We start from the raw sequence: 13,497 nt of genomic DNA on the forward strand, positions 1-13,497 counted from the left end.
CGGGACGTGCTCAGGCGCCGCTCATTGCCCTGGCGATCCGGCGCCAGCGGCCGGGGGTGAGGCCGAAAGTCTTGAGGAAATGGCGGCTCATATGGCTCTGATCGGCGAATCCCGCCTCGGCCGCCGCCGTGGCCAGCGAGGTGCCCGAGAGCAGCATGCGACGTACGGCATCGAGGCGGCGCATCGTGAGGTAACGATACGGGCTGGTGCCGTAAAAGGTGCGAAAGTCGTTCGACAGGCTCCAGCGATCCCGCCCGGTTGCGGCTTCCACTTCCTCCAGCGTGACGACGCGCGAGCCGTTCGCATGCAGATAGTCGCGTGCGCGTTGCGCTGCGACGTAGTCGCCTTTCTCCGGCATGCGAGACATGCCCGAAACGTCCGCGAGTGCGTGCGCCAGTTCTGTCAGCGCATCGCTCTGTTCGAGCGGCTCCAGCGAATGGCCGACGTGCTGCAACAGGCTTTGCGTCGCGGCAGCCAGACGTGGGTCCGTCGATACGCCGCCCTCGATAAACGGGAGCGCCTGTCCGCCGAGCACGTCCTGAAAGAGCGCCGGTTCGACGTAAATCATGCGGTAACGGAACCCCTCGCTGGTGCCCGCCTGTCCGTCATGCGCCTCGTCCGGATGCAGCACCATGGTGTTGCCCGGCAAACTGTCGCGCTGATCGCGTCGATAGTTGAAGCGCTGCACGCCGGCGAGCGTACGACCGATGGCGTACGTATCGTGGCGATGCATGGCATACGCCTTGTCCTGGAACCAGGCTTCGATACGCTCGACGCCTTGCAAGGGCGTCGAGCGCATCACCCAATCCGAGGGCGAAGCAGCTTTTCTGGGCATGGCTAGTGAGGGCGGGCCGGGAATGCAGGGGAACCGCCGATAAGCGGCAAAAGCGCGTATTTTACGCCGCATCCCGCCGCTCAGGTCGTCGGAAGCGACGCCTGAAGCGGACCGGTAAAGAAGCGTTCACGCATTTCTTCAAGTCCTAGCGATGCCAGCACGCTTTCCAGCCGTTCGGCGGGGCGGCGTCGGGGCAGATCCTTGTACTGGGCGACGATCAGCTCATTTTTCATCGAATGTTCCCAGCCCACGAGTTCGGTCACGCTGACCTGATAGCCGTGGGCTTCCAGTTGCAGACACCGCAGCACGTTGGTCACCTGACTGCCGAATTCGCGCGTGTGCAGCGGATGACGCCAGATTTCGGTGAGCGGGTTGCCTCCGAGTTGCTGCCCCTTGTGCTTGCGCAGGACGGCGGCGACTTCGGCCTGACAGCATGGCACCAGCACGATGTGGCGAGCCTGTTTGGCGAGCGCGAAGCGAATCGCGTCGTCCGTTGCGGTGTTGCAGGCGTGCAGAGCGGTCACGACGTCGACCGTGTCGGGCAACGCTGGCGACGTGATCGAGTCGGCCACGGACAGATTCAGGAACGACATGCCGGGGAATCCGAGGCGCTCGGCCAGTGCCGTCGAAGTCTTGACGAGGGCTTCGCGAGTTTCGATGCCGAAGATATGCGAGTCGTCCGCCAGCGCCTTGAAGAACAGATCGTAGAGGATGAAGCCCAGATAGGACTTGCCCGCGCCGTGGTCCACGAGCGTCACACGGCCATTCGCCGTCTTGACTTCCTGGAGCAGCGGTTCGATGAATTGAAACAGGTGATAGACCTGTTTGAGCTTGCGGCGGCTGTCCTGATTCATCTTGCCGTCGCGCGTCAGGATGTGGAGTTCCTTGAGCAGTTCGATGGACTGGCCGGGGCGGATTTCGTGGGTGTTCGACATGGGGGATGCGGGTTCGGCAGCGGGAGGCAGGGCCTTCCGGAAACCGACAGTTTACCGAAAAGTGCGAAAACTGCGCGCAATGCCCCCGGTTCCGGCCTTACTCGTGCTCGGCGACGTGCTTGAGGAGGTTCGTGCGCAGTGCAACGATGGACTCGCGAATATGCTGGAACTCGTTGGCGGTCAGGCCGCAAGCGTCGGTCAGATCCGCGGAGAACGCTTTCTCGCGCAACTTCCGCCCTTCGTCGGTGAGGCTGAGCACGACCTGCCGTTCGTCCGCCGTATTGCGCGCTCGGCTGACATAGCCCATCGCTTCGAGCTTCTTGAGCATCGGCGTGAGGGTGTTCGACTCGAGAAAGAGCTTCTCGCCCAGACTGCTCACTGTCTGATGGTCTTCTTCCCAGAGCGCGATGATCACGATGTACTGGGTGTAGGTCAGCCCGAGCGCCTGGAGAATGGGCTTGTAGGCTTTGCCGAAGGCAAGATTGGTGGAATAGATCGCGAAACAGAGGAAATCGGTCAGCGGTAGCGGGGCCGCTGCGGACTGGGTCTTGCGTGTCATGGCGTGGTTGGCTCGTTAGGGGCGCGGTGTATGTCGGCTACTGTAGCGCTACGTCGGATGCGATGCAATCGCATGTGATCGAGGATTTGAATGGATTCAGGGCTTGTCATGGTTCTCAATTTTGCTATGGCATACTCATGCAAGTCTGCAGTCCAAAGAATCTAAAAAAATAGAATGGATCAAGAAGCTCGCTGCACTATCGGGGTAGATTTAGGTACGACCAACAGTCTCGTTGCAATCTGGCGTAACGGCCGTGCGGAGCTCATTCCCAATGCATTGGGCAGTGTGCTTACGCCCTCGTGCGTGAGCGTGCTTGCCGATGACAGCATCATCGTCGGTGCCGCGGCCCGCGACCGTCTGGAGTCGCATCCCAAGGCCACTGCCGCCGTATTCAAACGTTACATGGGCACGCCGCGCACGACGCTGCTTGGCTCGCGGGCGTTTCGTCCGGAGGAACTGTCGGCATTCGTGCTCAAGTCGCTCAAGGCCGATGCCGAGGCGCATCTTGGGCATCCGGTGACAGACGCCGTGATCACGGTGCCGGCGTACTTCAGCGATGCCCAGCGCAAGGCGACCCGCGCAGCAGCGGAACTGGCCGGCCTGAACGTGGCCGGCCTGCTCAACGAGCCGACCGCTGCGGCCCTTGCCTATGGCCTGCATGAAAAGGACGAAACCCGCTTCCTCGTGTTCGATCTGGGAGGTGGCACGTTCGACGTGTCAGTGCTGGAACTGTTCGAGGGGGTCATGGAAGTCCGTGCGACGGCAGGTGATAACCTGCTCGGTGGCGAGGACTTCGTCGATGCACTGCTGTTCGCCTTTGGTGACGCCAGCGGTCTGATCGACAGTCTCAGGGCGGCTAAACCTGCCAAGTACGAGAAGTCGCTGGAGATGTGGCCCGAAGCGCTGATCGCCGAGTTGCGGCCGCAGGCTGAGCGTATCAAGCGCGCGCTCACGGAAAACGCAAGCGCCTCGATGCAGCTCGATTGGCAGGGCCGTACGTATCATTGGACCGTAACGCAGGACGCTTTCGTCGAGTGTTGCGAGTACCTGTTGGAGCGATTGCGGGGGCCGGTGGAGATGGCATTACGCGACGCGCGTATTCGACCGTCTTCACTGGACGCCATCGTGCTGGCCGGCGGTGCTACGCGTATGCCGATGGTGCGTCGCTTGGTCAGCCTGATGTTCGGCAGGTTCCCCAATGTCGACCTCGACCCGGATACTGTTGTCGCGTTGGGCGCGGCGGTGCAGGGTGGCCTCAAGGCGCGCGACGCGGCGTTGGCGGAGCGGGTCATGACGGACGTCGCTCCGTACTCGATGGGCATCGAAACGTCTATTGAGGTGACGCCAGGCCAGTTCTCCTTCGGACATTACATCCCGCTCATCGAACGCAATACGACAGTGCCGGTGAGTTACGCGAAAACGCTCGTGCCGTTGCATGACGGTCAACGCGAGATCGAGTTGAGGGTGTTTCAGGGCGAAGCACGTCAGGTCGCGGACAATATCCTGTTGGGCAGTATTCGTATCCCCTTGCCAAAACACTCGACACGGGAAAGCGGACAGATCGAGGTGCGATTCACATACGACGTGAATGGCATTCTGGAGGTCGAAGCCAAGTTGCTTGCCACCGGTGCGATGCACCGTCTGGTCATCGAAGAGAACCCTGGTGTCATGACGCCCGAGGAGATTCGCGAGCGGCTCGAGGCGCTGTCGCGAATCAAAGTGCACCCGCGCGATCAGGCCGAGAATCAGGCGCTGATTTCGCGGGGGGAGCGCCTTTACCTCCAGGCGCGCGGCGAATTGCGCACTGCCATTGATACTGCACTCACCCAGTTCCAGTCGGCGCTGGAGACTCAGGACGAATCGCGCATTCGCGAAATCCGACCGCAGATCGCTGGTTTTCTTGATCGCATCGACCAGGACGTCTGGCGATAACGCTTGCATCAATGACGTCGTGTGCTTGCCTTGCAGGTGCGCGCGATTTCGTCATCCAACGCTCCCTAAAGACATGAATCGACCAATCACCTTCTCAGAGTGGTGGCAGGTGTTGCAGATCGCGCAGACGGACGACGTTATGCAGATTCGACGAGCCTATGCCGCTCAGGTCAAGAAGACGCGTCCGGAGGACGATCCCGAGGCGTTTCAGCGCCTTCGCACAGCCTACGAGTCGGCTATGGCGTGGGCGCGTGATCGGACGGAAGCCCCGCATTTGGCGTCGACTGCGGCTGATCATGCTGCACATGCCGCTGCCGACCGTGCAGGCCCCCCTGTTGCCGATTCGACGACGGCCGGGGATGCAGAGGCCGAAATGGCATCTCCAATGGCCGCTGATGAACGGCTTGAAGGGGGAAGGGGGGCAGGGCCGGAAACTGCCAACTCGGTGGACATCGGACTGCAGGCGTCGAAGGCGTTCGATGCTTGGCTGAATAATCTGCCAGAGGATATTGGGGAATACCGGGTTACATCGATAGGGGAACTGGCCTCGGGCAGCGATCCGCGAATTATCGATTCTTTGACGTCGATGCGAATGTCGGCGGCATTCGTGAGTCTCGAGCTTGCGGATGCGTTCGAACATCATGCGCTTCACTACACGGCCCGGCCGGATGGCTTGCCGGCGATACGTCTGGCGCTGGCCGAGGCATACGAGTGGGATCAAGACATTCGAATCGCGAGTCGATTTGGTCATCAATTGGCGCGTGAAGCACTTTGGCGTGTGTCCGTCGACCTGCAGCTTGCGAGGTTCGTCAGCGGCCGCCGTGGCTCGCCCGCTACGTCACAGCTTCTCGATGGCAAGTTGCCCGCGGCGCTTTGGAAGCCCATCGCGTCCGATTTGCTCGTGGACATGCGCAACACGCTTAACCGTCTGGACGGCGAGCTGCGCGTGTTGAGCGATAGGGTGTTCGAGCCCGAACTGCTCAACGCGTGGCGTGATGCGGTGTTTCGCCCACGAGTAACGCAACGGAACATTGCCTGCATCGCCGTGCTCCTTATCGCCGTGATAGCTGTCGGTAGTCTCTTGGTCTCCAGGGATCGAAACAGTCTCACGCTAGCTTTTTTCCGAAACCATGAGGTCATTGGGTTGCTCTCGGTGCTGGTTGGCGGTTTGATTTCTGTCGTGGCCGTCTGCGGGCTCACGCTTGCTGGCGTTTATCTGTTGGGGCCCGAGGTGTGCGCAGTCGTTCGGAATTTCTGTGGCAAGTGGGAGGCACGGGTAGGGCGTTGGAAACTGGTGACCTACGGTTGGTACGGCGTGTCATCGCTGGCTGGGGCGGTTTCAATCGCGACGTCAGGGACTGGCATGACGTATGGTGCAACTGCATTGTCTTTGGCTGGTGCGGCTTGGGCGCTGGTGGTGAACCTTCCGTACATCTTGCGGAATCTGACGACGCTTCTGGAGACGATGCCGTTCTATGTCCTGGCGACGAGCCTTACGTGGTTCGGACTGACCGGCGATCTGGACCGATTGGGATTTCTTAACTGCGCCGTACTCGCGTTCGGGGCGCTACGGATTCAGCCTGTATTGCGCGACTGGATGCGTGATGTACACCAACAGGCGCAATTCTGGGCGTTGATATTTGTCCTCGGGCTAGGCGTTGCCGGGTGGAAATTAAGTCCCGCGACAGATGGCGGAATGCCAATCTGGTTGCTCATCGGGTTCTGGCTCTGGTGTGCGGTTGTGAATGTGCAACTCAGTCTGTTCTTCACGGGGTATCTGACGCATTGGATATTCATCTTCGTGATGTGGTCTATACCGTGCTCCATGATTGCGGGTGCCTCGAAAGTCCGCCCACCCGAGGACGTGGCTGTCTTGTCCGTCATGCTTTATATCGGTACAACGTTGATCCTCGAGTTATGGCGCTTATGGATGCTCAGTCTCCATGGCGGGCGCAAACCGGTACTGTGAACGGACAATTCGGATTTCAATGCGTGAAACCCTCAGACGATCGCTTTCGTGAAAGAGGGTTTGGCGGCAACGAATGTAACGCGACACTGCCTGTTGTTTGTTTGATGTCCATTATTCGCATAATGTACATTATGTTAAATGATAGATTTGGCCGTTTTTTTGATGTCGCGTAAGTCATTGAAATGAATGGCGCTTGGGGCGGGATCGCAGCTCGCCCGCCCCGGATCACACTCTGCGCGGAGGTCCCGGCGGCTACCATGTGTATTTGACGCCGACGCGCAGTGCGTATTGATAGAAGCTCTGCGCGCCCCACGCGCCCGATACATTGGCCCAGCCTGTCAAGCCCTTGCGGAAATCGGCGTTGACGCCGAGCTTCACTTCATACCAGTTCGACGGATACATGCTCCCCTGAGGGACATCGTTGAACGAGACCGTGTTACTGGTATTCGAATGCCACCAGTTGAACGTGACGTACGGTTGCCATTTCCTGGCATCGTCGCGTACAAAGGTCCGATAGAAACGGGCGCCGAGACGGGAGATCCAGCCGCGTGCATTGGCGCCGGTGACCTTCGTGCCGTTGGGCTCCGCGAAGTCATTTTCGTTGTAGCCGACGTAGATAAACTGCGTTTGAGGCTCTACTACCCAATCGTTATGCACGGGCACGGCATAGCCGGCTTCGCCCGAGATGGCCCAGCCCATGGCCGTGTATCGAACGGTTGGCAATGCGTCTCCCTCGACGCGGTTGGTGAACCAGCCGTACTGGAACCAGACGTCGGTGTACGCGCCGAGCTTTCGCTCGTCATTCTGGTACCACGTCCCGTACGCGCCTACGCTCCAGCCATCGACTTTGCCCTTTGCGTTGAAGGCGTTGCCCCGCGCGTTCGCATCGGAGTTGGCGTTGCCGTAGGACCCCATCACGCCCAGATGCGCCCGGTCCGCCTGCCCGAACACTTGCCACTTGGCGAGCTCCGCGCCGCCGTTGAGGAGCACCGAGTTCGTGCTGGTCTTATAGGTGCCGTCCGCGCTACGGCTGCCTTCCCATTTGCCGACTACGCGTAACCAACCTGAGCGCGGCTTGTCGGCGCCGGGACTGAACCCCTGCCCTTCCACGTATTGAGATTCGCCCAGCCGATCATGGAGGCTGTGCACGAACATCTGCGCGGCCAGACGCTGGTTCGCCAGATAGGCGGCCACTTCCGGGCGATACAACGGCGTTGGCGGGCCGGGGTCTGGGTCGGGGGTGGGTTGGGGTTGTGGCTGCTCCGAGCGCAGGTACCACGCGTTCGCATTGGAACCGTCGGTGCTGCCGCGAAACAGTTGATATTCATACGGGCCTGCCACTGCGCGACCGTCGAGCGCAAATGCCGTTGATGCGGTAGTACCACCGTTTACTGCGTTGACCACCTGTATTCCGTTCGCGGTGGTGAACGCCCCTGCCCCGCCGGCGTTGGCAATCCGCAGGGCCGTTGTCCCCGTTGCGGTGCCTCCATTGATGACCACCGTGTCGCTTGGCGCGCCGTCGCCCGCCAGCACGGTGTTCAGGCCGATCGTGCCGGTTCCGGTCAATGCACCTTGCACCGTCAACGATTTGAACACGCCCGCCGTCGGCGGCTGGAACCGGATCAACGCACCGCTCGTCATGGTCAGGTCACGCAGTTGCGAGTCGGCAGTGAGATTCCAGCGACTCGTGCCGTCGATGGCGAGGCTCACCGGATCGATCTTGCCCGTCAGTACCGAACTGTTTTGCAAGCTGGCGTTGACGAGGCTGCTGGCGTCTGCCGCAATGCTGCCGTTCAGGGTGACGCCATCCATCACCAGATTGACGCGGCTGCCATTGCCGCCGGAAGACAAAGCATTGAGCAAAAGACCGCTCGCGCTGGTGGCCTGCACGCCGCCGGACAGGGTGATGTCGGCCGACGCCCCTTCGACATGAACCAGGTCGCCGCCTGCAGTGATGCTGCCGCCCCGCACAGTGACGGCGTTGGATGCGGGAGCGACAGGCGTACCCGGCGTGACGGGTTGAGCAGCGCTGTCCGGTTGCTCAATGGCCATCGCAGTGATGAGCCCCGATTGCGCGAGAACGCTGACACCATGCCCTGCGGCGCTCAGATTCGTGTTGACGAGGCCCACGGCGCTACTACCGACGACCAACGCGCCAACGCCAGCCCGGCTCGTGAGCGTTGCACCGTTTACGTTAATCGTCGAGGCGCGCGCCGCGATTGCGGCGGCGTCAGTGCCGCTGGCGGTGACCGAGCCGCCGTTCATGGTCACCGACCCGCCTTCGCGGGCCAGCAGGCCGTGCGCCTGTGCGCCCGATGTCGCGATAGAACCGTTGGCGACGTTCAAAGTCAACGTGGACGCCGTGCCGTTGAGCAAGCCGCCTGCATCGGCCCCGAACGCGCGCGCTCCAGTGGTGGTGATCGACGTGTTTCCGTTCACGTTGACGCTTGCGCCAAGACCAGCGTGCACGCCGATGGCGTCATCGCCGGTCGTCGTAACGTTCATATCGGTCAGCGTCGCGCTTGCCCCGGTGATCACCTGGACGGCGTTGGCCCCCGTGCCTGAGGTGGTGATCTTGACACCGCTGGCGGTGAGCGCGTCGCTCTGCTGACCGAGCGTCCCAAGGCGGTCTGCGTAAAGCCCGTAAGAGTTTTTGCCCGTGACATTTACCGTTCCACCGGTCAGCGATACCAGCGAGTTCAGGGACGAAGCGCCGCGCAGCAGATCGCCTGTCACGGTGATAGCGACGTCCTGCGCCGTGATGGTGCCGTTGAACTGTGTCATCAGCGCCATCGCCGGCTCGGTGCCGCTGGCCCGATTCAAGGTGACCGAGCCGCCCACAAGGCGAATCTGCGCGGAATCCGTCGCGACAACGGCGGACGACGTGCCGCTGGTGACCTCGACGTTATTCAACGTAATCGACGATCCGCTGTTGCGTGCCAATACCGTGTAGGAGGTGGTGCCAGGGTAAGGCGACCTGAGCGAGCCGCCAGTCAGCGTTGCCCATCCGCCGGTTTCTGCCGCCAAGGCAGACGCGCTGGAGGTGTTCGTCGTCGCTGTGAGATTGTTGCCGGTCAGTTGCCCTGTGCCGGTGACGTAGATCGCCGATCCCGTGCGCCCGGAAGACACGCTGTTATACGTCTGGTCACTCTTTGTCGTGGTCGTGTTAGTGACTTTAAGTTGCTGGGCCAGCGCCGAGTCGACAAGCCCGAACGACAGCGCATCGCCGAAAAGCGCTGCGTAAAGAATAGTGCGTTTGAACGACCGGGAGTGCTGCACGCTGCGCTTGTTCATTGGAAATCTCCGAGGCGAGACAGCTATTACAAGTCGCACATTCCAAATCTCGACGCGGGCTGCCAGGTCGTGACAACCGCACGCAACGCTAAACCGGCAGTGACCTTGCCAAACATGCGGCTCACAGTCGTTGAGGCGCCCGCTCAGCTATCGCACGAAGGCGCTTACCGCGCCAGGAGCAAAAGCCGCGTCCGCAGACCTGCATTGACGAGATCAACGCAAAGTCGAATCATCTTTGCTGTTTTTGTATCGCAGATATTTGTTAGGGATGCATGGAAAATTCCGATGAATTCTAGCATCCGTATTTTTTAAATGTCATGGTGAATTTATAAATTCTTGCGTCAATAATTCGGAATTGCTCGCGGGAAAATATTGTGTTTATGTAATTTTCAATGAGGACGGTAATTTTTATTTATCTTTGGAAGGGCTATGCAGAAAAATAAAAGAGTATTTTTAATAATAAAAATTACTTTTTGATGTTTTTGAGGGCAATACATTGCAATTATGTTGAGTGAAAGATTAAATTGCGCTTGAAAGCGTCGGCATTGTGTTGATCGCAAACCATGCACCCTAGCCCGATCCGTTGGAACTACGTTTGAGCGCTTCAAAAAATCTAATGAGGAAGATCCGCCATGAAGACGCGTCATAGACTCTTATGCGTATTGAGCGCTTTGGTGCTAAATGCCTGTGCTTCCAGCCCTTCTGGCACGGCATCGGTCCAGACCAGGGTGGGCACAATCGAACTAATGGAAGGCATCCCTGCGAATGCGCAAGCCGCGCAGCGTCTGTTTGATGAGTCGGATTTTCAGCGCGCGTCACAGGCTTACGGGTGGGCCTTGCCGATTGTGGGTTTTGCGCAGTGGCAATATTCGGCCAAGACGGCGTTCGGTGCGAAGGACACGGACGTTGTTCTTTATGATTCGATTCAGGACAAGCTCGGGATACTTACCGCCAACGCGACGACTCCGTACGTAGGCGGTTTTCCCGACCTCAGCGTCACAGGGCCGCTGGTCATTGACTACCCGAAGGGAAATTCCGCAGGGGGCATCGGTGATTTTTGGCAACGCCCGCTCACAGACATGGGCGAGACTGGGCCTGACAAAGGCAAAGGCGGAAAGTATCTGGTCCTGGGGCCCGGTCAGCAAGTGAAGAACACCGCTGGCTATCACGTGATTCATTCGCCAACATTCAACATTTTTGTGGCATTTCGCGCACTGGACGCGGACCCGGCAAAGGCGGAATCGCTTATTAAGCAATTCCATATGTATCCCTACGGCCAACGGAGTTCTCCTGCCGCTACCCGCCTGATTCGACCTGAGGGGCGACAGTGGTCTCAAGTGCCGCCACGCGGCCTGGCGTATTGGGAGCGGCTTGCCGAGATTATCCAGCGTGAGCCCGTATTGGAGCGGGATCGGGCGATGATGGGCCTTCTCGTGCCGTTGGGTATCGAAAAGGGAAAGCCGTTCCGGCCCGATGAGCGTCAGAAGAAAATCCTGGAAGACGGAGCGCGCGTGGGCGAACTCTTTGCTCAGGCGAACTCATTCAATACGCGCGCGCCAGGCGCCTTGTATCGCCCCGATTCGCGCTGGCGATATGTGATTCGCTTCGATACGTCGCAAGAGTCGCAGTACTACACACAAATTGACGAACGTGCCGATTACTTTTATCAGGCAGTGACCACGTCGTCGGGCATGACGACTCGCCGCGCCGGTGTCGGACAAGCTTATTTGGGCGCCTACTCGGATGATCAGGGTCGTGCGTTGGATGGGAACAAGAACTACGTATTGCATGTTCCTGCCAATCCTCCGGCCAAATTGTTCTGGTCACTCACCGTATATGACAGCGATCAACGCGTTCTCGTCAATAATTCTCAAGGCATCGCCGATAAGTCATCGCGGCAAGCATTGATGATGAATCCCGACGGCAGCGTGGACCTCTACGTCGGGCCTACGGCGCCTGCAGGAAAAGAGGCCAACTGGATTCCGACGGTCCGTGACCGCGCATGGTTTGCGCTGCTGCGATTTTATGGTCCGCTCGAGCCATATCTTCAGGCGTCGTATCGGCTTTATGACTTCAAATTGGTCGAGTAAGCACAGCCCTGGTCAAAGGAGCACTGAAATGTCAATGCCGATCCGTTATACGGCGCTTATTGTGGCGTTGGGAGTTGCAGGTCTTTCCGCGTGTTCTTCGGTGCAAACGCCGGGAACCTACAAGATGACGACTCCCATTCCACCGGAAATCACCACACCTTCGGTGGTCGAGACGCGAATCGGAAGGCTCAACTATTTCGACGGCGTGCCGACGCGGGAAACGGCGCAAAAGGTCTATGACAATCTTGACTTTCAGCGCGGTGTCGAAGCGTTTCTGTCCGGCATCCCCGGCGCGTCACTCGTTGCGATCAGAACCGGGCTGCGGGAAGTGGGGGCTGTCGGCAATACAGTCGGCGTTTTCGAGACGTTGATGGATTCGAAGTCACTGTATCTGACCGCAAACACAGAGACGGTTTACTTCTGGAACTGGATGGACCTGAAAGACGGCCCAGTGGTCGTTGAAACGCCACCGAACATCCTTGGCGTGGTAGACGATTTCTGGTTTCGCTACGTGACGGATATGGGCAATGCGGGACCCGATAAGGGGCACGGTGGGAAATACTTGTTCGTCCCCCCGGGTTACGCGGGCGCACTTCCAAAATCCGGGTATTTCGTCGTGAGCCCCCCTACCTTTGGCAATCTGCTATTCGGTCGCGCCTTCATGAAAGATGGCGATCCGAAGCCAGGGGTCGATGCTCTCAAGCGCGGTCTGAAGGTGTATCGACTCTCTGAGGCGTCAAGTCCGCCCCCAACGAAGTTCGTGAACCTGTCGGGGCGAGTCATGAACACGGTGCACGCAAATAACTTCAAGTTCTTCGAGGAGGTAAATCAGATCATTCAGGAAGAACCGGCAGGCGTCTACGGTCCCGATATGACCGGCATATTCGCTTCCATTGGTTTGCAGAAAGGAAAACCTTTTGCACCTGACGATCGCATGCGAGGCATCCTTACTGATGCTGTCGCAGTGGGAAATGCGACGGCTCGCGCTATCGATTTCGCAAGTCGAGACAAAGCGACTTTGATTTATCCCGATCGCCACTGGAACACGCCATTCGTTGGCGGAAGTTACCAATGGCTGAACGAGGGTGCGCGCAACTTCGACGCCCGTACCATGTTTTTTTACGCGGCAACCATCGACACGCCCGCCATGGCCGTCGCCATGCCCGGCATCGGGTCACAATACGCGGCGGCCAATTACGATGCTAACGGTCAGGCTTTCGACGGAAGCAAAATGTACACGCTGCATGTTGCGCCGGACGTCCCGGTAAAGGATTTCTGGTCCGTCGTACTGTATGACACGCAGACGCGGTCCATGCTGCAGACCGATCAACAATTCCCAAGCCTGTCCAGCGAGAAAAATCTGCAGAAGAACGCAGACGGTTCGGTGGATTTGTATTTTGGGCCACAAGCCCCCGTCGGAAAAGAGTCCAACTGGATCCAGACAATTCCAGGGAAGAGCTGGATGACGATTTTCCGGCTCTATGGTCCATTGCAGGCATGGTTTGATAAGCGCTGGAAGCTTAACGACATTGCAGAAATTCGTTAAGTCGGAGCGCGGGCCCTCGGAAAGTGAGTTCGACGGTCCGCGCTTGCTGTCAAAGGGTACTGCCCCATGCACTCTGAATCTACGCGCGCAAAGCCAGTAACCGAGTCAGACGGTTGCACTAACGCATTTCGAACAACTCCTGATGGAACGCGTCGTCTGACAGGCGAGTTGGCGCACCCCGTCCCTGACGCTTCAACGGCACGACGACGAGAGAAACACCGGACCGGCGCCTGCCGCCGCGTTCTTGGCGTGAGCAACGGAAGTTGCGGCGGCAAGCGCAACGCCGTGCTTGGCCGCCGTGATTTCCGCAAGCATCGAGATGGCGATTTCGGTCGGT

Annotated in this window: 9 protein-coding genes; 4 read left to right on the forward strand and 5 right to left on the reverse strand. The window is 59.1% G+C overall.

Annotation, left to right across the window (positions count from 1 at the left end):
- Window positions 1-10: 10 nt before the first annotated feature.
- From UC34_RS12145 to UC34_RS12155, 3 genes are all read right to left on the reverse strand, one after another.
- Complete coding sequence (locus UC34_RS12145) at window positions 11-799, reverse strand: AraC family transcriptional regulator (RefSeq protein ID WP_418303931.1); 789 nt, start codon at window positions 797-799, stop codon at window positions 11-13.
- A 116-nt stretch (window positions 800-915) separates the two neighbouring features.
- A complete protein-coding gene (locus tag UC34_RS12150) occupies window positions 916-1,770 on the reverse strand; it encodes a class I SAM-dependent methyltransferase (protein ID WP_044455750.1) in 855 nt (284 codons plus the stop codon).
- Between the two features lie 97 nt (window positions 1,771-1,867).
- Window positions 1,868-2,329, reverse strand: a complete 462-nt coding sequence (locus UC34_RS12155) for a MarR family winged helix-turn-helix transcriptional regulator (protein ID WP_044455751.1) — start codon at window positions 2,327-2,329, stop codon at window positions 1,868-1,870.
- Between the two features lie 174 nt (window positions 2,330-2,503).
- Here UC34_RS12155 and UC34_RS12160 point away from each other — a divergent pair, with 174 nt between their 5' ends.
- Entirely contained in the window at window positions 2,504-4,261 is a 1,758-nt protein-coding gene (locus UC34_RS12160; RefSeq protein ID WP_044455752.1) for an Hsp70 family protein, read from the forward strand.
- 73 nt (window positions 4,262-4,334) lie between these two features.
- Window positions 4,335-6,230 (forward strand): J domain-containing protein, encoded by a 1,896-nt coding sequence (locus UC34_RS12165; protein ID WP_072617470.1) that lies wholly within the window; start codon window positions 4,335-4,337, stop codon window positions 6,228-6,230.
- A 252-nt stretch (window positions 6,231-6,482) separates the two neighbouring features.
- Here the strand turns inward: UC34_RS12165 and UC34_RS12170 are convergent, their stop codons facing one another.
- Window positions 6,483-9,524 (reverse strand): autotransporter family protein, encoded by a 3,042-nt coding sequence (locus UC34_RS12170; RefSeq protein ID WP_052811013.1) that lies wholly within the window; start codon window positions 9,522-9,524, stop codon window positions 6,483-6,485.
- Window positions 9,525-10,156: 632 nt separating this feature from the next.
- Here UC34_RS12170 and UC34_RS12175 point away from each other — a divergent pair.
- Both UC34_RS12175 and UC34_RS12180 read left to right on the forward strand, forming a co-directional pair.
- The gene (locus UC34_RS12175; protein ID WP_084070582.1) at window positions 10,157-11,614 is read left to right on the forward strand and encodes a DUF1254 domain-containing protein; all 1,458 of its coding nucleotides are present in this window, start codon (window positions 10,157-10,159) and stop codon (window positions 11,612-11,614) included.
- Window positions 11,615-11,642: 28 nt separating this feature from the next.
- Complete coding sequence (locus UC34_RS12180; RefSeq protein WP_044455754.1) at window positions 11,643-13,160, forward strand: DUF1254 domain-containing protein; 1,518 nt, start codon at window positions 11,643-11,645, stop codon at window positions 13,158-13,160.
- A gap of 192 nt (window positions 13,161-13,352) precedes the next feature.
- Here the strand turns inward: UC34_RS12180 and UC34_RS26000 are convergent, their stop codons facing one another.
- On the reverse strand, window positions 13,353-13,475 hold the full coding sequence (locus UC34_RS26000; protein WP_257786680.1) for a hypothetical protein: 123 nt from the start codon (window positions 13,473-13,475) through the stop codon (window positions 13,353-13,355).
- Window positions 13,476-13,497: the final 22 nt, after the last annotated feature.

The sequence above is a fragment of the Pandoraea vervacti genome (assembly GCF_000934605.2).
In the GTDB taxonomy this organism is placed as follows: domain Bacteria; phylum Pseudomonadota; class Gammaproteobacteria; order Burkholderiales; family Burkholderiaceae; genus Pandoraea; species Pandoraea vervacti.